This window comes from Rhodococcus sp. P4_B6 (assembly GCF_056402215.1).
Window position 1 is genome coordinate 17,850 of the sequence record NZ_JBFUHV010000005.1, and the last position, 19,569, is coordinate 37,418.

The following is a 19,569-nucleotide window of genomic DNA, read 5'->3' on the forward strand; positions in this document are numbered from 1 at the left end:
GCACGAGGAAGGCTGCGCCGACCTGCTGAGGGTCACGGACGATTGGGGTTGCTTGTGTACCGGGTTTTCGAGGCGCTCGACGAACTTGTCGCGATTGTCGAAGAGGCACGCGGCGTACCGATGACCGCCGGCTGCGTGGTTCCCCGCGGCGACGTCCTCGAACTGCTGGACGACGTGCGCGATGCGATTCCCGGTGAACTCGACGACGCCCAGGACGTCCTGGACCACAAGGACAAACTGGTGGGGGACGCCCGCGCCAACGCGGAGAAGACCGTCTCCAGCGCCAACGCCGAAGCGAACTCCACCATCGAGAACGCCCGCGACGACGCCGACCGCATCCTGGCGGACGCGAAGGCGCAGGCCGACCGGATGGTCGCCGAGGCCCGCGCGCACGCCGAGCAGTTGGTCGCCGACGCGCGTGCCGAGGCCGAGTCCTCCGTCGCCGAAGGCCAGCGCGAGTACGACACGCTCACGGGTCGGGCGCGGTCCGAGGCCGATCGCATGATCGAGTCGGGCAAGGCGTCCTACGAGAGGTCCGTCGCGGAGGGCACGGCCGAGCAGGCGCGGCTCGTCTCGCAGACGGAGGTCGTCCAGGCCGCCCACGCCGAGTCGGCCCGGGTGATCGACTCCGCGCACGCCGAATCGGATCGTCTCCGCTCGGACTGCGACCTGTACGTCGACACGAAGCTCGCGGAGTTCGAGGACTTCCTCAACGGCACGGTCCGGTCCGTGGGGCGGGGGCGTCAGCAGTTGCGGACGGGTTCGGGTGTTCCCGACTACGCATCCGACTACGACGTCGACGACCGCCGCGCCGAGCGTCGCCGCTGAGCGGCGGAACCCTCGATCGAATTTGGCTCCACCGCGCTCATTGCGTATCGTGGAGTGGTTGCCCTTTGTCGTTTTCCTTTTCTCGAAAGTGAAGCCTGTTGTCATCCCATCGCCACAGCTCATCGCGTTCCCGTCGGGACGCGGACTTCGTGCTGGACACGGTCAAACTCGGCCGTCGTCCCGGTTCGATGCGCACCGTGGACCGGGTGGTGACGGCGCCACAGCGCATCGGTCTCGACCTGATCGCCATCGAGGAAGGATCGGAGATCGATCTGGATCTCCGGTTGGAGGCCGTATCCGAGGGGGTCCTGGTCACCGGTTCCTTGCGAGCCGACACCGTCGGGGAGTGCTCGAGATGTCTCGAGCCGTTCTCCGGCACGGTGGACCTGACCCTCACGGAACTGTTCGCGTACCCGGACAGCACCACGGAAGAGACCACGGAGGAGGGGGAGGTCTATCACGTCGTCGACGACGAGATCGACCTCGAACCCGTCGTGATCGACGCCGTCGGCCTTGCACTGCCATTGCAGCCGCTCTGCAGTGACGACTGCCAAGGATTGTGCCCAGAATGTGGCGTTCGCCTGGCGATTGCCGAATCTGGCCACGGGCATGACATACTTGATCCTCGCTGGGCTGGTCTTGCAGCCAAATTTGGCGTGGATTCGGAACCCAGCAAGAATCTTGTGAACAACGAAGCCGAGGAGAAGTAGAAGTGGCTGTCCCCAAGCGCAGAATGTCGCGATCCAACACGAGGTCGCGTCGCAGCCAGTGGAAGACCACTGTGCCTACCCTCGTCACCTGCCCCAACCGTGGCTGCGGCGAGAAGACGCTGCCCCACGTCGCGTGCCCGTCGTGTGGCACATACAAGGGCCGCCAGGTCACTGCCGCCGTCTAATTCTCCACGGAGAGGCGTTGTGACGAGCGACATCAGTAATACACCCGCCGGCGGCGAGGAGGATCACGCATCCCTCCTCGCCGCCCTCGGCGTAGAAATCGAGCCTTCACTGCTCACCCTGGCGCTGACGCACCGCTCGTATGCGTACGAGAACGGTGGTCTGCCCACCAACGAGCGTCTCGAGTTTCTCGGTGACTCCGTACTCGGAGTCACCGTCACGGAGAAGCTCTACCTCGCGCACCCCGATAAATCCGAGGGCGACCTCGCGAAGATCCGGGCGAGCATCGTGAACATGCACGCGCTCGCGGAAGTGGCGCGCAGCCTCGGTGAGGGCGGTCTCGGTGCCCATCTCCTACTCGGGAAGGGCGAGGAGATGACCGGCGGCCGCGACAAGCCGAGCATCCTGGCCGACGGCATGGAGTCGATTCTCGGCGCCATCCACCTCGAGCACGGAATCGAGACGGCGCGACGCGTCGTACTCGATCTCTTCAGCGACCTCCTCCAGCGAGCCCCCCGCCTCGGCGCGGGCCTGGACTGGAAGACGAGCCTGCAGGAGCTGACCGCGGAGCGTGGCGTCGGAGTTCCCGCGTACGAGATCACCGCGACGGGTCCGGATCACGACAAGGAGTTCACCGCCACCGTGATCGTCGGCGGCAAGCCCCTCGGCGTCGGTATCGGCCGCTCCAAGAAAGAGGCCGAGCAGAAGGCCGCGAGCACGGCGTGGAACGCGTTGTCCGACGCGGGCCCCGACGTGGCGACCGACGACGTCAGTGCCTGAACTACCCGAAGTCGAGGTGGTCCGGCGCGGACTCGAACGCCACATCGTGGGGGCGTCGATCGATTCCGTGGACATCCTGCACCCGCGGGCGATCCGGCGTCACCTGCCCGGCGCGGCCGACCTCGCCGGACAGCTCACCGGCGAACGTATTGCGGGCGCCGACCGCCGCGGAAAGTATCTGTGGCTGGTCCTCGAACCCAGCACGGTCGCACTCGTGGTCCATCTGGGTATGAGTGGTCAAATGCTCGTGCAGCCACCGGAATTGCCGACCGAGAAGCATCTGCGCATCCGGGCCCGGCTCGATTCCGGTCTCGACCTCCGGTTCGTGGACCAACGGACGTTCGGAGGCTGGGCGCTCGCGCCCCTCGTCGAGGTCGACGGTTCACTCGTGCCGGACTCGGTGGCGCACATCGCCCGCGACCCACTGGATCCGCGTTTCGACCTCGCGGCCACCGTGAAGGTGGTGCGCGGCAAGCACACCGAGATCAAACGTGTGCTGCTGGACCAGACCGTCGTCTCCGGCATCGGCAACATCTACGCGGACGAGGCGTTGTGGCGCGCGCAGATCCACGGAAATCGGCTCACCGACAGGCTGACCGGTCCCCGGATTCGTGCTGTGCTCACCGCCGCCCAGCAGGTCATGCGCGAGGCACTCACCCAGGGCGGCACGTCCTTCGACGCGTTGTACGTGAACGTCAACGGCGAGTCGGGCTACTTCGACCGCTCCCTGTCCGCCTACGGTCAGGAGGATCGCCCGTGCCCTCGCTGCGGCACCGCGATCCGGCGGGAGAAGTTCATGAACCGCTCGTCGTTCAGTTGCCCGAAGTGCCAGCCGGCGCCACGGAGAAGCCCGGCGCGATGACCTGGGTGAGTTCGGCGGGCGCGGGTTCCTCGACGACCTGTCCGTCGGAGTCGTGGCGCGGCGTCGCCTTGGCGTCGAAGTAGTCGCCGCCCTTGCGTTTCACGTCGTCGGTTCCCCATTCGCGGTGGCGGGGAACCGGTGCCATCCTCGGAATGTGCTTGCGGCAGTGGATGTATGCCTCTTCCACGTCCACCACCACCCAGCGTTCGGGGATCCGCCCGCCGGAGTGGTCCACCGGCAGGTCCGCGATCTCGGAGCGAAGGACCTCGTCGTCGACGATCCGGGCCGAACCGTTCACGTGCAGTCCGATGAGGTCCTGCACGAAGTCCACGAGAATGATTCCGACGTGCGGGTTTTCCAGGATGTTGCCGAGGCTCGCCATGACGCCGTTGCCGCGGTACTCCGGGTACGCGAGGGTTTTCGAGTCGATGACGTGCATGAATCCCGGTGTCCCGGCACGCAGGCTGTTGTCGCACTCGCCGGACGCGTCGGCGGTGGCGATGAACGCGATCTCCTGGCGTCCGACGAACTCGATCATCGTCGGATTGAGATGGTCCAGCATCTGATCCGAGTAGAACTTGGCGGCACGATCTTCGGTGCCGTACTCGGATTGGAGTCGGCGTTCTCCCGCACTACCGATCTGGCCCATCTGCATTCCCCGCTACGTCTCGGCGTCATTGGTCGGTTCACCCTACGGCCCACCGGTTCCCACTGCTGAGAATCGGCGTTCACAAATCAGTGGAAACCGGTGCCGCCCACCCGCCTACCTGGCGTTGTGCCCGTCGGTGGCAGGATTGAGCGCATGGCAGAACAGACTTCCGACACGACGGCGCCCACCTCACTGTGGGTCGAGCGAACGGGCACCCGGCTGTACACCGGCCGCAGCTCCCGCGGCGCCGAGGTCCTGATCGGCTCCGAGGGCGTGGAGGGCGTGTTCACTCCCGGGGAACTTCTGAAGATCGCGCTCGCCGCGTGCAGCGGAATGAGTTCGGACTTCCCGCTGTCGCGGCGCCTGGGCGACAACTACGAGGCCACCATCCGGGTGTCCGGCGCCGCCGACCGGGAGAACGAGGTGTACCCGCAGCTCGACGAGGTGCTCGAGCTCGATCTCAGCGAACTCGACGCCGACGCGCAGGAGCGTCTGGTCACGCTCGTGGAGCGGTCGGTCGACAAGGTGTGCACGGTCGGGCGGACACTGAAGGCCGGGACGAAAGTGACGTTGACCGTCGAGAAGGAACAATGATGCGGCGTGAGCTCGCCGCACTCGCGGGCGGGTCGGCGCTCTGCGCCGGTCTGCTCGTGGTCGCGCCGGCCGCGGCCGGGCCCGCGTTCTCGCCCCCCGGCGGCGCCTGCACCCCGTGGTCGGTGTCGGAGGTGACGTCCGGCGCGGGCGTGCTCGAGAACCTGGCCTTCGACGGCGCGGGCACCATGCTGGTGTCGCGGACGGGCCTGGTGGGCGGCGGAGCCCTGGACGGCGTCAGCCCCGACGGCACCGTCACGCCGATCGTGCCCGAGGTCGAGTCGCCGGGCGGGATCGCCGTGGACGGCGCCGACGCGTACTTCGCCACGGGGAATTCCTTCGCCTCCGGGGTCACGGGTTCGGCGGGCGGCACCGTCGACGTCGTGAACATCGACACCGGTGACACGAGCACCGTGGCCGAGGGGCTGGTCATGCCGAACGGGCTCGTCCGGCTGAGCAACGGCGACATCCTCACCGCGCGGAATCTCGGCTCCGGCGCCGGACTGACCCGCGTCCCGGCCGAGGATCCCCACACACCGGAGGTCGTGCGCACCGATCTGGGTACGGTCGACGGACTCGCCGTGCACGACGGCAACGTGTACACGGTCACGACGTTCGACACCACGACCACGCTGCGCATCCTCCGCGAGGACGACCTGCGCGGTCCCGTCGTGTCCGTCGAGTTGCCCGGCTCCGGGCCACTCAACGCGGCCGACGACCTCACCGTCGGACCGGACGGGATCGTGTACGTCGCGTACAACGGCGGCGGCAAGGTGGTCCGCGTCGATCCGGCGACGAGGGAGAGCTGCGCTCTGGCGTCCGGACTGCCCCTCGTGTCCTCGGTGCGCTTCGGCGCCGGACCGGGCTGGGACCCGGACGCGCTCTACGCCACCAGCTTCACCGGGAAAATCTACAAGCTCGAACGGTCGTGACGGACATGGAGAGAATGACCGCATGGGTGCACGGGTACGTGCAGGGCGTCGGATTCCGGTGGTGGACCCGCGCCCGCGCACTCGAACTCGGCCTCGTCGGATACGCGGCCAACCAGAAGGACGGCCGGGTACTCGTCATCGCCGAGGGGCCCCGGGACAAGCTGGACACCCTGCTGACGCTGTTGCGGTCGGGAGACACGCCGGGCGCGGTGGATCTCGTCGTGGAGCAATGGGATTCCCCCCGCGGCGACCTCACCGGGTTCGTCGAACGGTGAACCGAAGGTAAAGTTCTCCGTCATGCATCTGAAGAGTCTGACGCTGAAGGGATTCAAATCCTTTGCGTCCGCAACGACTCTGCGATTCGAGCCGGGAATCACCTGTGTCGTAGGGCCCAACGGGTCGGGTAAGTCCAACGTCGTCGACGCCCTCACCTGGGTCATGGGTGAGCAGGGGGCGAAGGCGCTGCGCGGCGGCAAGATGGAAGACGTCATCTTCGCCGGCACCGCCGGGCGGGCGCCCCTCGGGCGCGCCGAGGTGACGCTGACCATCGACAACTCCGACGGCGCCCTGCCGATCGACTACTCCGAGGTATCGATCACCCGGCGCATGTTCCGTGACGGCGCCGGCGAATACGAGATCAACGGCAGCTCGTGCCGGCTGATGGACGTGCAGGAACTGCTCAGCGACTCCGGTATCGGCCGGGAGATGCACGTGATCGTCGGGCAGGGGCGCCTCGCCGCCATCCTCGAATCGCGCCCGGAAGACCGGCGCGCGTTCATCGAAGAGGCCGCCGGGGTGCTCAAGCACCGCAAACGCAAGGAAAAAGCGGTCCGCAAACTCGACGCGATGCAGGCCAACCTGGCGCGCCTGAACGACCTCACGGCGGAACTGCGGCGCCAGCTCAAACCACTCGGGCGGCAGGCCGAGGTGGCGCGCCGCGCGCAGACCGTGCAGGCCGACCTGCGCGACGCGAAGCTGCGGCTCGCGGCCGACGACCTGGTGACGCGGCGTGAGGAGCTGGCTGACCAGGCGCAGGACGAGAAGGTCGCCCGCGAACAGCACGACCAGGTCACCGAGGCGCTCGACGAGGCCAATCTCGAGCTGGGGCGGCACGAGCAGGAACTGTCGAGGCTCACACCGGGTGCCGAAGCGGCCGCGCAGACGTGGTTCCAGCTGTCGGCGCTCGCGGAGCGCGTCAACGCGACCATCCGCATCGCCCGCGAGCGGGCGCGCCACCTCGACTCCGAGCCGTCCGCGAACCGCGGTCAGGATCCGGACGAGATGGAGGCCCGCGCCGACCGGATCGCCGCGGAGGAAATGGAACTCGTCGAAGCCGTCGAAATGGCCCGCGCGGCGTTGGACGCGGCCAAGGAGCAACTGGCGCTGGGGGAGGAGACCGCTGCCGACGCGGAACGGGCCCACATGGCGGCGGTGCGGGCGATCGCCGACCGCCGGGAAGGCCTGGCCCGGCTGTCCGGGCAGGTCGACACCCTGCGCACCCGCGCCGACTCCGTCGACGCCGAAGTGTCCCGGCTGACCGTCGCGATCGAGGAGGCCCGGCAGCGCGGCGACGCCGCGCAGTCCGAGTTCGAGGTCGTCCAGGACGAGATCGGCGACCTCGACGCCGGTGAACTCGGGCTCGACTCCCACCACGAGCGTGCCGTCGAGGCGCTGCGTCTGATCGCCGAACGCGTCACCGAACTCCAGGCCGAAGAACGCGCCGCCGGGCAGGAAGTGGCGTCGCTGCGCGCCCGGATCGACGCGCTGTCGATGGGCCTCGAACGCAAGGACGGCGCCGGCTGGCTCGTCGAGAACCGGGGCGGGCACGGCATCCGGGGACCGATCGGTGGCCTCATCACCGTCGAGAAGGGGTACGAGGGTGCCGTCGCGGCAGCGATGGGTCCCGCCGCGGACGCCGTCGTCGCCGAATCCCTCGACGCCGCCCGCGGCGCGGTCGGTGCGCTGAAGGAGACGGACAGCGGTCGGGCGTCCCTGGTCATCGGCACCGATCAGGCCGTGGCGAACGGCGGGCACCTGGATTCCGGCGCCCGGTGGGCCGTCGACGTCATCGACTGCCCCGCCGAACTGCGGACCGGGCTCGCGGCTCTTCTGGGCGGAGTGGTCGTGGTCGATTCCCTCGACGACGCCGTCGAACACGTCCGGCGTAGACCCGACGTGCGTGCCGTCACCCGCGACGGTGATCTCCTCGGGGCGGGCTGGATGAGCGGCGGCTCGGACCGCCAGCCGAGCACCCTCGAGGTCCAGGCCGCCATCGACAACTCGGTGCAGGACCTCGCCCGCGCCGAACGTCGCGCCGAGGAATTGTCCGCGGCACTGTCCGGCGCCGTCGCGGAACAGGCCGACCGCCAGGAGAACGCCGAGCAGGCACTGGCCGCGCTGAACGAGTCCGACGCCGCGATGTCGGCCATCTACGAACGCCTCGGCCGCCTCGGCCAGGCCGCCCGCGCCGCGCACGCCGAATCCGATCGACTCATGGCGCAGCGGGACAAGGCCGAGAGCGGTCGCGAGGACACGCTCACCGCGCTGGCCGAACTCGAGGAACGGCTGCGGATGGCGGAACAGGACGCCTCGCCCGCCGGCGCCGACACGGGTGGTTCCGATTCGACGAGCGTCGATCGCGAGACGGCGGCCGCGGCCCTGGCGGAAGTGCGGGCCGTGGAGGTCGAAGCCCGGCTGACCGTGCGCACGGCCGAGGAACGGGCCGAGTCCGTGCGCGGCAAGGCCGATTCGCTGCGCCGCGCCGCCCAGGTGGAACGCGACGCGCGTGCCCGCGCGGAACGCGCGATGAAGGCCCGGCAGAACGCCGCCGCCGTCGCAGCGGCGGTCGCCGAGTCCGGACAGCGGGTTGCCGAGCACCTCGGAGAGGTCGTCGACTCCGCGATGGCGCACCGGGACGAACTCGCCCGGGCCCGCACCGAGCGGACGACCCAACTCGAACAGGTGAAGGAGAGGGTGCGTCAGCTGACCGGACAGCTGGCGTCGCTCACCGACGCCGTGCACCGCGACGAGGTGGCCCGCGCCCAGGCCGCACTGCGCATCGAACAACTCGAGGAGGCGATCCTCGACCAGCACGGGATCGGCCTGGACGATCTGATCGCCGAATACGGTCCCGATGTCGCGCTGCCGCCGTCCGCACTCGAGATGGAGGAGTACGAGCAGGCGAAGGAGCGCGGCGAACAGGTCACGATGCCCGCACCGGTTCCGTACGACCGAACCACGCAGGAACGTCGCGCCAAACGTGCCGAGAAGGACCTGGCGACGCTCGGGAAGGTCAACCCGCTGGCGCTCGAGGAGTTCRCCGCGCTCGAGGAGCGCTACAACTTCCTCTCGACACAGCTCGAGGACGTGAAGACCGCCCGCAAGGACCTCCTCGGTGTCGTCGCCGACGTCGATGCCCGTATTCTGCAGGTGTTCACCGAGGCCTACGCGGACGTCGAACGCGAATTCGTCCAGGTCTTCGCGAAACTGTTCCCCGGCGGCGAGGGCAGGCTGGTGCTCACCGACCCGTCCGACATGCTGACAACCGGCATCGAGGTGGAGGCCCGGCCGCCCGGCAAGAAGGTCAAACGGCTGTCGCTGCTCTCCGGTGGTGAGAAATCGCTCACGGCCGTGGCGATGCTCGTGGCGATCTTCCGCGCCAGGCCGTCTCCGTTCTACGTGATGGACGAGGTGGAAGCCGCGCTGGACGACACCAACCTGCGTCGCCTCATCGGGTTGTTCGAGCAGCTGCGGGAGAAGTCCCAGCTGATCGTCATCACCCACCAGAAGCCGACGATGGAGGTGGCCGACGCGTTGTACGGCGTCAGCATGCGCGGCGACGGCATCACCACTGTCATCTCCCAGCGACTCCGTGGCCAGGACATGGCGGCCGCAGACGCCTGATTCCGGCACCGACGGGGACCGTGCGCCCGGCGAGGCAGTGCGCGACGGAATCCGGAGCCTGAAACAATGGGCGGCGTGACTACCGGAGCTTGGATTGCCATCGCGGCCGCACTGGCCGTACTTCTCGTCGTTCTCGTCGTCGGGTCCCTGCTGTATCGGCGTCGCCGAATCTCTCTCAAGGCGCCGGACACCCCGCAGGTCACCACGGCGGAGAAGGACCGTTCGGGCAGTTATCGCGCCGACGGCGGCTTCAACTTCAGCCAGGGGTCGACGGCGACGGCGCMGCCCCGCGAGGTGGTGCCGAAGCCGGTGCTGCCCGAACCGGTGCCGGAACCCGCGGTCACCCCCGAACCGGAGGTCGTGGCGCCTCCGGAGCCGGAGAAGGCCCCCGCGCCGGAGAAGGCACCCGAAAAGGCACCACAGAAGCCGACTGCCCCGCCGGAGCCGGTCACGTACGAACCGGTGGTCTCCCCGGAGGTCGAACCGGAACCCCAGGTCGCGCCCACTCCCGAGCCCGAACCGGCTCCCGCGGCACCCGCGCTCGACGTCATCGCTCCCACCGAAGGCCGCCTCGACCGTCTGCGTGGGCGTCTGTCCCGTTCGCAGTCTGCGGTGGGTAAGAGCCTCCTGGGACTGCTCGGCGGCGGCGACCTCGACGAGGACTCCTGGGAAGAGGTGGAGGACACGCTCCTCATCGCCGACCTCGGTTCGGCGACCACCACGAAGATCGTCACGTCGCTGCGTGAGCAGATGGCATCGCGCAGTGTCCGGACCGAGGCCGATGCCCGTGCACTGCTGCGTGAAGTCCTGGTCTCCGAACTCCGTCCGGAACTCGACCGCTCCATCCGCGCCCTTCCACACGACGACCACCCGGCGGTCCTGCTCGTCGTCGGCGTGAACGGCACTGGCAAGACCACCACCACGGGCAAGCTCGCACGTGTCCTCGTGGCCGACGGCAGGCGCGTCCTGCTGGGCGCTGCCGACACGTTCCGTGCGGCCGCCGCAGACCAGTTGCAGACGTGGGCCGAACGGGTCGGCGCCGAAGTGGTGCGCGGGAAGGAAGCCGCGGATCCGGCGGCCGTCGCGTTCGACGCGGTGGCCAAGGGGATCGACAACGGCGTCGACGTCGTGTTGATCGACACCGCGGGCAGGCTGCACACCAAGACGGGCCTGATGGACGAGCTCGGCAAGGTCAAGCGGGTCATCGAGAAGAAGGCGTCGGTCGACGACGTCCTCCTGGTCCTCGACGCGACCATCGGCCAGAACGGCCTGGCGCAGGCGCGAGTGTTCGCCGAGGTCGTCGACATCACCGGTGTCGTGCTCACCAAGCTCGACGGCACCGCCAAGGGCGGCATCGTGTTCCAGGTTCAGCACGAACTCGGGGTCCCGGTGAAGCTCGTCGGACTCGGTGAAGGTGCCGACGATCTGGCGCCGTTCGAGCCGGGCGCCTTCGTCGACGCGTTGCTCGGTTAGCGGGGATCCCGCGGTCTTCTCGGGGGCACGGACGGCTCCGGGGACCTGAAACCGACTGCAAATCGCCTGGCGAAACGTGTACGCAACAAAATAGGCCAATGCGTTCACGCGCGCGAAACAGTGCAGTGGCACAGCCGAAACACCAACTGAGCACCCTTCTTCTCAGGTCGTCAGCCGCAACCGGCTGGGCAGAGAAGGAGGAGGCTCAAGGTGGATTTCCCCACTATCGGTGCACCGGACACCGGGGACACAGCGTGGATGCTGACCAGCGCCGCGCTCGTGTTGCTCATGACTCCGGGTCTTGCGTTCTTCTACGGCGGCATGGTGCGGGCCAAGAGCGTGCTGAACATGCTCATGATGAGCATCAGCGCGATGGGTGTCGTCGGCATCCTGTGGGTTCTCTACGGCTACTCCATGGCGTTCGGAGAGGACAAGGGGAACCTTGTCGGTGATCCGTTCCAGTACTTCGGCCTCAAAGGACTGATCGGCGGGTCCTACCTCGCCGAGACCGACGACGCCGGTTCGGTCATCGCCGATTCCGCGATCCCGCTCGTCGGCACCATCCCCGCGACGGTGTTCGTCGCGTTCCAGGCCATGTTCGCGATCATCACAGTCGCCCTCATCTCGGGTGCCGTCGCAGATCGCCTGCGGTTCGGTTCCTGGCTGCTGTTCGCCGGGCTCTGGGCGACGGTCGTGTATTTCCCCGTGGCGCACTGGGTCTTCGCCTTCGACGGCGTCACCGCCGAGACCGGCGGGTGGATCGCCAACAAACTCGCCGCGGTCGACTTCGCGGGTGGTACCGCTGTCCACATCAACGCCGGCGCCGCAGGCCTCGTTCTCGCGATCATCCTCGGCAAGCGCAAGGGATGGCCGGGAACCCCGTTCCGTCCGCACAACCTGCCCTTCGTGATGCTCGGCGCAGGCCTGCTGTGGTTCGGCTGGTTCGGCTTCAACGCTGGTTCGGCCGTCGGTTCCAACGGAATCGCGGGCGCAACCTTCATCACGACGGTGATCGCAACGTGCGCGGCGATGCTCGCCTGGCTCCTGGTCGAGCGTATTCGCGACGGCCACGCCACCACGCTCGGCGCGGCTTCCGGAATCGTGGCCGGCCTGGTCGCCATCACGCCTTCCTGCTCTTCGGTGAACGTCCTCGGCGCACTCGCGATCGGCGTCGTGGCCGGCGCACTCTGCGCGCTCGCCGTCGGACTCAAGTTCCGCTTCGGGTTCGACGACTCGCTCGATGTCGTCGGTGTTCACCTGGTCGGTGGCATCGTCGGAACGCTGATGGTCGGCCTGGTCGCGACGGCCGAGGCGCCCGCGGGTGTTGTCGGACTGTTCTATGGTGGAGGCCTCGACCAACTCTGGCGTCAGGCAGTGGGCGCCGGAGCAGTACTGCTTTACTCGCTCGTCGGTACGGCCGTCGTCGCATTGATCGTGAAGTTCACGATCGGGCTGCGGCTCAGCGACGAGGGTGAATCACTTGGAGTGGACGAGTCGGAACACGCAGAAACCGCCTACGATTTCGCCGCTCTCGGCGGAAACTCGGCAGCCGCTCGTGTATCCGGCAAGGAGGGATGAGGAAATGAAGCTGATCACAGCAATTGTCAAGCCGTTCACTCTGGAGGACGTCAAGACGGGACTCGAGCAGGCGGGCGTCCTCGGCATGACTGTCAGTGAGGTTCAGGGGTACGGCCGGCAGAAGGGCCACACCGAGGTCTACCGAGGCGCCGAGTACTCGGTCGATTTCGTACCGAAGGTCCGGGTCGAGGTCGTCGTGGACGACGCTGCTGTGGACAAGGTCGTCGAGGTGATCGTCGAGGCGGCACGCACCGGCAAGATCGGTGACGGCAAGGTGTGGGTCTCACCGGTCGAGTCGGTCATCCGGGTACGCACCGGGGAACGCGGCGCGGATGCGCTCTGACCCCAACGGGTCCGGTAAGACCGGCCCTGGTCCCGTCGCCAAGGCGACGGAACCAGGGCCGGTTGCGTCAGGCGGATCGGACGAAGCGGCGGACCTGGCCCGCGCACGCAGGCAACTGCTCACCGGCGGCCCCGAGACCGGCCCCGGCACAAGGAATCCGGCAGGTCACGGACGTCGGCTCGACGCGGCGGCGCTGCGTCACGCGCTCGTCGACCTGCACGAGTTCTGGTTGACCACAAAGGGTGCCGAACTCGGCATCAAACCGGACAGCGGGTTCGCGCTCGTCGCGGTCGGAGGGCTCGGCAGGCGGGAGATGCTGCCGTACTCGGATCTCGACCTCCTCCTGCTCCACGACGACATGGATCCGGCGGTGGTCTCGCAGGTGGCCGACCAGCTCTGGTATCCGTTGTGGGACGCGCACATCAAGCTCGACCACAGCGTCCGCACCATCCCTCAGGCACTGCAGGTGGCGGACACGGACATCACCGCAGCCCTGGGAATGCTCGAGGCGCGCCACATCGTCGGCGACGTCGAGCTGACCAATCTGCTCATCAGCGGGGTGCGCAGGCAGTGGCGCACCGACATCCGCAACCGCTTCGACGGCCTCATCGAACAGACGCAGGCCCGCTGGGAACGCAGCGGCCAGATCGCCCACCGCGCCGAGCCCGACCTCAAGAGCGGTCGTGGTGGACTGCGGGACGTGCAGTTGCTCAACGCGCTGTCCATCGCGCAGCTCACCGACGGCATGCCCGGACTCGGTCCGGAGTCGCCCGGCGGGGGACTGGCGCTCGCGCATCGGCGGCTCCTCGACGTCCGCACTGAACTGCACCGGGTGGCGGGACGCTCGCGCGATCAGTTGCGGGCGCAGGACGCCGACGAGATCGGCGCCGCACTCCGGATCGGCGATCGGTTCGACCTCGCGCGCATGCTCAGCGACGCCGCGCGCACCATCAGCTACTCCGTCGACGTCGGGGTGCGGACGGCAGGCCATGCACTGCCGCGGCGCGGACTGGCGCGGTTGCGCCGACCACCGGTGCGGCGGCCCCTCGACGAGGGAGTCGTCGAGCACGCCGGTGAAGTGGTGCTGGCCCGCGACGCCCGGCCCACGAAGGATCCCGGCCTCGTGCTGCGGGTCGCGTCCGCGTCGGCGACGACGGGGATGCCGATGTCGGCGTCCACTCTGAATCGCCTGGCCGACAACGCCCCCGAGCTGCGTGAGCCGTGGCCGAAGGAGGCCCTGAACGACCTGCTGGTGATGCTCGGTTCCGGTAGCCGTGCCGTCGCCGCGATCGAGGCCCTCGATCGCACCGGACTGTGGGGGAGGCTGCTTCCCGAGTGGGGTGCCGTCCGGGACCTGCCGCCGCGGGACGCGGTGCACACGTGGACGGTGGATCGCCACCTCGTCGAGACCGCGGCCTACGCGAGTGGGTTCACCACCCGCGTCGCCCGCCCGGATCTGCTGATGCTCGGCGCGCTGCTGCACGACATCGGCAAGGGCCGCGGCGGCGACCACAGTGTGGTCGGCGCGGAACTGGCCACCCAGATCGGCAAGCGGCTCGGTTTGTGGCCGTCCGACGTCGCGCTGCTGACGGCGATCGTGCGCCATCATCTTCTGCTGCCGCACACCGCGACGCGGCGGGACCTCGACGATCCCGAGACGGTCGAGAGGGTGGTGGAGGCGCTCGGTGGTGACGGCGTTCTGCTGGAATTGCTGCACGCGCTGGCGGAGGCGGATTCACTGGCGACCGGTCCCGGGGTGTGGGGCGACTGGAAGTCCTCGCTCATCGGGGAACTCGTGCGCCGCTGCCGTCTGGTCATGGCGGGGGAGGTGCTTCCCGCACCCGATCCGCTCGATCCGGAGCACGTCGCTCTGGCGGCGACGGGGGGTGTGCACGTCGCACTGGTCCCCGCCGACAGTCCGCATACGTTTGTGGTCACGGTCATCGCGCCCGACCAGCGCGGTCTGCTGTCGAAGGCGGCGGGCGTGCTCGCGCTGCATTCCCTGCGGGTCTACTCCGCCTCGCTGGGCGGTGCCGAGGGTTCGGCGGTCAACTCGTTCGTCGTGTCCCCGCGGTTCGGGGCGCCGCCGCAGGCGGGACTGCTGCGGCAGGAGCTGATCCGCGCACTGGCGGGGGAGCTGAACCTCCTGGAGATGCTGACCGCCAAGGAGGAAGAGGCTCGCGAGAGCCAGCGCGTGGCCGCCGTCGAGGAACGGGGCGAGGCCGCGGTTCCGGTGCAGTACGCGCAGGCGCCGCCGCGGGTCATCTGGTTCGACACGGCGTCGCCCGGCGAGGTGATCCTCGAGCTCAGGGCCGAGGACCGGCTGGGGCTGCTGTGCAGGCTGGCCGACGCGTTCGACACGTGCGGCGCGGACGTCCGGTGGGCGCGGGTGACCACTCTGGGTTCGTCGGTGATCGACTCGTTCTGCCTCGATGTCGGCGGCGGGGACACCCGGGCGAGCCGGGAACAGGTCGAGAGCGCGATCCTCGGCGTCGTCCCGCTCACCAAGCCGAAGAAACGGGAGGGCAGCGGGGGAGAATGAACGACCGGACGTGAGCGGCTAGGCTGGTGCCCGAGAATATCCACCGCACACTCGTATGACTTCAGGAGCGCACTCGGTGTTCGAATCCCTTTCCGACAGGTTGACCGGAGCCCTCAAGGATCTGCGTGGCAAGGGTCGCCTTTCCGGAGCCGACATCGATGCCACCTGCCGTGAGATCCGGTTGGCCCTGCTCGAGGCAGACGTCGCGCTGCCCGTCGTCCGCTCGTTCATCGCCAAGATCAAGGAACGCGCCAAGGGCGTCGAGGTCTCGGCGGCGCTGAACCCGGCGCAGCAGGTCGTCAAGATCGTCAACGAGGAACTCGTCGGGATCCTCGGTGGCGAGACCCGCCGGCTGGTGTTCGCCAAGACACCGCCGACGGTCATCATGCTCGCCGGTCTGCAGGGTTCCGGTAAGACCACCCTCGCGGGCAAGCTCGCGAAGTGGCTGCGCGACCAGGGGCACACCCCGCTGCTCGTCGCCTGCGACCTGCAGCGTCCCGGCGCCGTCACCCAGCTCCAGATCGTCGGTGAGCGCGCGGGCGCCACGGTGTTCGCGCCGCACCCCGGCACGTCCATCGGCGGCGGCGACAACGAGCTGGGCATCACTGCGGCCGACCCGGTCGAGGTGGCCCGGGCCGGTGTCGAGGAAGCCCGCACCAAGCAGTTCGACGTGGTCATCGTCGACACCGCGGGTCGCCTGGGTATCGACGCCGACCTGATGGCGCAGGCCGCGGGGATCCGCGACGCCGTGAACCCCGACGAGACGATCTTCGTTCTCGACGCAATGATCGGTCAGGACGCGGTCAGCACCGCCGAGGCGTTCCGCGAAGGTGTCGGATTCACCGGTGTCGTGCTCACGAAGCTCGACGGCGACGCCCGCGGTGGCGCCGCGCTCAGCGTCCGCGAGGTCACCGGGCAGCCCATCCTGTTCGCGTCCACGGGTGAGAAGCTCGAAGACTTCGACGTCTTCCACCCCGACCGCATGGCCAGCCGCATCCTCGGCATGGGTGACGTGCTCAGCCTCATCGAGCAGGCGGAGCAGGTCTTCGACCAGAAGCAGGCCGAGGCCACCGCGCAGAAGATCGGCTCCGGCCAGCTGACCCTCGAAGACTTCCTCGAGCAGATGATGGCCGTCCGCAAGATGGGTCCCATCGGCAACCTCCTGGGCATGCTCCCGGGTGCGGGGCAGATGAAGGACGCTCTGGCGAACGTCGACGAGAAGCAGCTCGACCGGGTGCAGGCGATCATCCGCGGTATGACTCCCGCCGAGCGCGACGACCCGAAGATCATCAACGCGTCCCGCCGCCTGCGGATCGCCAACGGTTCCGGCGTGAAGGTCTCCGACGTCAATCAGCTCGTGGACCGCTTCTTCGAGGCCCGCAAGATGATGGCCGCGATGGCCGGGCGCATGGGCATGCCGGGTGCCCGCAAGCCGCAGCGCAGCAAGAAGGGCAAGAAGGGCAAGAAGGGCGGCAAGGGGCCGACGCCGCCGAAGGTGCGCGGAGGATTCCCCGGTGGCCTGCCCGGCGGGTTCCCGGGTATGCCGCCCGGAGGTCTCCCCGCGGGGATGCCCGACCTGTCGAACATGCCTAAGGGCCTCGACGAGTTGCCGCCCGGACTGGAGGGCATCGACCTGTCCCAGCTGAAGCTGCCGAAGAAGTAGCCGATGGCTGCACTGCATTTCCGGGGCACCGGTCTGCCCGACGAACAGCCGGTCGAGTTCTGGGTCGACAGCGGTGTGATCTCGACGGAGCCGATTCCCGGCGCCGATACTGTCTGCGAGTCTGGGTGGATCGTTCCCGGTCTCGTCGACGCCCACTGCCACGTCGGCATCCGGTTCGGCGGCGGTGGTGGTGAGAGCGTCGAGGGGTTGATCACGCAGGCGGAGACCGAGCGCGACTGCGGTGTCCTGCTGATTCGCGACGCCGGTTCGCCGGTCGACACCCGCTTCGTCGACGACCGCCCCGACCTGCCGAGGATCGTCCGCGCCGGGCAGCACATCGCCGCCCCCAAGCGATACATCCGCGGACTGCCGGTCGATCTCGAGGACGAGTCGCAGCTGCCGGACGAGGTGGTGCGCCAGGCCCGGGCCGGCGACGGGTGGGTCAAGCTCGTCGGCGACTGGATCGACCGCGCCGCGGGCGACCTGGCGCCGTTGTGGAGCGATGACATCCTGGTCGAGGCGATTGCGGCGGCGCACCGCGAAGGGGCTCGCGTCACCGCGCACGTCTTCGCGGAGGATGCGCTCCCGGGTCTGATCAACGCCGGGATCGACTGCATCGAGCACGGCACCGGGCTGACCGACGAGACGATCGAGCTGATGGTTTCGCACGGGACCGCGCTCGTCCCGACGCTGATCAACATCGCGACGTTCCCGGAGATCGCCGAGTCCGCCTCGCGGTTCCCGGTCTACGCCGCGCACATGCGCGACCTGCACTCACGGGTGAAGGACACGGTCGGCGCCGCGCACGACGCGGGGATCCCGATCTACGCAGGCACCGACGCGGGCGGATCCATCGTCCACGGACGCATCGCCGACGAAGTCGAGGAACTGAAGGCGGTAGGGCTGACCCCGTCCGAAGCGCTCGGCGCCGCGTGCTGGGATGCGCGCGCGTGGTTGGGGCATCCGGGTGTCGAAGCGGGTGCGCCCGCGGATCTGCTGGTCTTCCGGAACGACCCGCGCGCGAGCAGCGACACCCTCGCCGCGCCCGACGTAGTGGTGTTGCGGGGCGTCGTCGTCAAGACCCGGTGACCTGGTTTCCCCCGGACGGGGTTCGTCTGGCAGAATGAACCGCTGTTCGTCGCATCCGGTTACGCACCGCGCGGCGGTCACAGATTAGAGGCAAAACCGGGCGCGCTATTCCTGCGCGTCGCCGAATTGCACGTGACACGTGGGCACATTCGTGTGCGCACTGAAGGAGAAGTACAGCAGTGGCTGTCAAGATCAAGCTCACCCGCCTCGGCAAGATCCGGAACCCGCAGTACCGCATCGTCGTCGCCGACTCCCGCACGCGCCGCAACGGCCGTGCAATCGAGACCATCGGCAAGTACCACCCCAAGGAAGAGCCCTCGCTGATCGAGGTCGATTCCGAGCGCGCGCAGTACTGGCTCGGCGTCGGCGCCCAGCCCACCGAGCCCGTCGAGGCCATCCTCAAGATCACCGGTGACTGGCAGAAGTTCAAGGGCCTGCCGGGCGCCGAGGGCACCCTCCGCGTCAAGGAAGCCAAGCCGTCCAAGCTGGAGCTGTTCCAGGCTGCGCTCGCGCAGGCCGAGAACGAGCCCGTCGGCGAGGCCATCACGCCCAAGAAGAAGAAGGCGAAGGCCGAGGACGCCGACGCTCCCGCCGAGGCAGCTGCAGAGTCCGAGGCTGCTGACAAGTGAGTGCCGTCGTCGCCGATGCCGTGGAGCACCTCGTTCGTGGCATCGTCGCCAACCCCGACGACGTTCGTGTCGAGCTGATCACCGGGCGTCGGGGGCGCACTGTCGAGGTGCACGTCAACCCTGACGATCTCGGCAAGGTCATCGGCCGCGGTGGTCGCACCGCGACCGCTCTGCGCACGCTGGTCTCCGGTATCGGTGGCCGCGGGATCCGTGTCGACGTCGTCGACACCGACCAGTAGAGGCCTTACAACAGTGGAGCTCGTGATCGGCCGTGTCGCCAAGTCGCACGGCATCAAGGGTGAGATCGTGGTCGAGGTTCGCACCGACGAACCCGAGGATCGATTCGCCGTGGGTGCCGTGCTGCGGGGACACAAGCCGCGCGAGCAGACTGTGAACACGTACACGGTGGAAGCCGCCCGGGAGCATTCCGGGCGGCTTCTGCTGCGCCTCGAGGGCGTCCCGGATCGCACCGCCGCGGATGCCCTGCGGGGCACGTTGTTCGTCATCGACAGCGCCGAACTCGTGCCCTCCGACGACCCCGACGAGTTCTACGATCACGAACTCGAGGGACTGTCGGTGCGCCTCGCGGACGGCACCGAGGTGGGTACCGTCATCGAGGTATTGCATTCCGCGGCAGGCGAATTGCTCTCGATCCGTCGATCCGGTGAACAGTCCGGCGAACTTCTGGTCCCGTTCGTGGCCGCGATCGTCACGTCGGTGTCCGTGGCCGACGGCGTCGTCCTGATCGATCCGCCGGAAGGGCTGCTCGATCCCGACTTCGGTGAATCCGCCGACGGGAAGTGAGTCGGTAGGC

At 68.4% G+C, this 19,569-nt stretch carries 19 protein-coding genes; 18 read left to right on the plus strand and 1 reads right to left on the minus strand.

The genetic code is table 11. The annotated features are described in order from the left end of the window. Positions 1-54: 54 nt before the first annotated feature. From AC1DWT_RS03320 to mutM, 5 genes are all read left to right on the plus strand, one after another. Positions 55-828, plus strand: coding sequence for a DivIVA domain-containing protein (locus tag AC1DWT_RS03320; RefSeq protein ID WP_072937776.1), 774 nt, complete (start codon positions 55-57; stop codon positions 826-828). Between the two features lie 149 nt (positions 829-977). Further along, positions 978-1,538: a YceD family protein gene (locus tag AC1DWT_RS03325; RefSeq protein ID WP_072937777.1), complete on the plus strand. Its 561-nt coding sequence runs from the start codon at positions 978-980 to the stop codon at positions 1,536-1,538. 2 nt (positions 1,539-1,540) lie between these two features. After that, positions 1,541-1,723: a 50S ribosomal protein L32 gene (gene rpmF, locus AC1DWT_RS03330; protein WP_005240446.1), complete on the plus strand. Its 183-nt coding sequence runs from the start codon at positions 1,541-1,543 to the stop codon at positions 1,721-1,723. A 19-nt stretch (positions 1,724-1,742) separates the two neighbouring features. Continuing rightward, on the plus strand, positions 1,743-2,501 hold the full coding sequence (gene rnc / locus AC1DWT_RS03335; RefSeq protein ID WP_072937778.1) for a ribonuclease III: 759 nt from the start codon (positions 1,743-1,745) through the stop codon (positions 2,499-2,501). Continuing rightward, on the plus strand, positions 2,494-3,363 hold the full coding sequence (mutM, locus tag AC1DWT_RS03340) for a bifunctional DNA-formamidopyrimidine glycosylase/DNA-(apurinic or apyrimidinic site) lyase (protein WP_072937779.1): 870 nt from the start codon (positions 2,494-2,496) through the stop codon (positions 3,361-3,363). The genes rnc and mutM overlap by 8 nt, the downstream gene beginning before the upstream one ends. On the opposite strand, the gene AC1DWT_RS03345 is transcribed toward mutM, so the two are convergent. Further along, positions 3,314-4,018: a pyridoxamine 5'-phosphate oxidase family protein gene (locus AC1DWT_RS03345; protein ID WP_477919729.1), complete on the minus strand. Its 705-nt coding sequence runs from the start codon at positions 4,016-4,018 to the stop codon at positions 3,314-3,316. The genes mutM and AC1DWT_RS03345 overlap by 50 nt on opposite strands. Positions 4,019-4,165: 147 nt before the next feature. Between AC1DWT_RS03345 and AC1DWT_RS03350 the strand changes: the two genes are divergently transcribed. From AC1DWT_RS03350 to rimM, 13 genes are all read left to right on the plus strand, one after another. After that, positions 4,166-4,606 carry an OsmC family protein gene (locus AC1DWT_RS03350; protein ID WP_072937781.1) on the plus strand — a complete coding sequence of 147 codons (441 nt, stop codon included), beginning with the start codon at positions 4,166-4,168 and terminating at the stop codon, positions 4,604-4,606. After that, positions 4,606-5,535: an SMP-30/gluconolactonase/LRE family protein gene (locus tag AC1DWT_RS03355; protein WP_477919814.1), complete on the plus strand. Its 930-nt coding sequence runs from the start codon at positions 4,606-4,608 to the stop codon at positions 5,533-5,535. Before AC1DWT_RS03350 ends, AC1DWT_RS03355 begins: the two co-directional genes overlap by 1 nt. Before the next feature lie 5 nt (positions 5,536-5,540). Beyond that, positions 5,541-5,810: an acylphosphatase gene (locus tag AC1DWT_RS03360; RefSeq protein WP_255314957.1), complete on the plus strand. Its 270-nt coding sequence runs from the start codon at positions 5,541-5,543 to the stop codon at positions 5,808-5,810. A 22-nt stretch (positions 5,811-5,832) separates the two neighbouring features. Beyond that, the gene (gene smc, locus AC1DWT_RS03365; RefSeq protein WP_477919731.1) at positions 5,833-9,438 is read left to right on the plus strand and encodes a chromosome segregation protein SMC; all 3,606 of its coding nucleotides are present in this window, start codon (positions 5,833-5,835) and stop codon (positions 9,436-9,438) included. 66 nt (positions 9,439-9,504) lie between these two features. Beyond that, positions 9,505-10,911 (plus strand): signal recognition particle-docking protein FtsY, encoded by a 1,407-nt coding sequence (gene ftsY, locus AC1DWT_RS03370; protein ID WP_477919733.1) that lies wholly within the window; start codon positions 9,505-9,507, stop codon positions 10,909-10,911. Between the two features lie 258 nt (positions 10,912-11,169). Beyond that, the gene (locus AC1DWT_RS03375; RefSeq protein ID WP_477919816.1) at positions 11,170-12,489 is read left to right on the plus strand and encodes an ammonium transporter; all 1,320 of its coding nucleotides are present in this window, start codon (positions 11,170-11,172) and stop codon (positions 12,487-12,489) included. Positions 12,490-12,493: 4 nt separating this feature from the next. Further along, positions 12,494-12,832 (plus strand): P-II family nitrogen regulator, encoded by a 339-nt coding sequence (locus AC1DWT_RS03380; RefSeq protein ID WP_005240467.1) that lies wholly within the window; start codon positions 12,494-12,496, stop codon positions 12,830-12,832. Further along, a complete protein-coding gene (locus AC1DWT_RS03385) occupies positions 12,822-15,374 on the plus strand; it encodes a [protein-PII] uridylyltransferase (RefSeq protein WP_477919735.1) in 2,553 nt (850 codons plus the stop codon). Before AC1DWT_RS03380 ends, AC1DWT_RS03385 begins: the two co-directional genes overlap by 11 nt. A 76-nt stretch (positions 15,375-15,450) precedes the next feature. Beyond that, entirely contained in the window at positions 15,451-17,037 is a 1,587-nt protein-coding gene (gene ffh, locus AC1DWT_RS03390; protein ID WP_072937804.1) for a signal recognition particle protein, read from the plus strand. Positions 17,038-17,040: 3 nt separating this feature from the next. After that, entirely contained in the window at positions 17,041-18,126 is a 1,086-nt protein-coding gene (locus tag AC1DWT_RS03395) for an amidohydrolase family protein (protein WP_477919737.1), read from the plus strand. 179 nt (positions 18,127-18,305) lie between these two features. Then, positions 18,306-18,755: a 30S ribosomal protein S16 gene (rpsP, locus tag AC1DWT_RS03400; protein ID WP_072937806.1), complete on the plus strand. Its 450-nt coding sequence runs from the start codon at positions 18,306-18,308 to the stop codon at positions 18,753-18,755. Continuing rightward, positions 18,752-18,994 (plus strand): RNA-binding protein, encoded by a 243-nt coding sequence (locus tag AC1DWT_RS03405; RefSeq protein ID WP_005240479.1) that lies wholly within the window; start codon positions 18,752-18,754, stop codon positions 18,992-18,994. Before rpsP ends, AC1DWT_RS03405 begins: the two co-directional genes overlap by 4 nt. Before the next feature lie 13 nt (positions 18,995-19,007). Then, on the plus strand, positions 19,008-19,559 hold the full coding sequence (gene rimM, locus AC1DWT_RS03410) for a ribosome maturation factor RimM (RefSeq protein WP_072937807.1): 552 nt from the start codon (positions 19,008-19,010) through the stop codon (positions 19,557-19,559). The last annotated feature ends 10 nt before the right edge of the window (positions 19,560-19,569 follow it).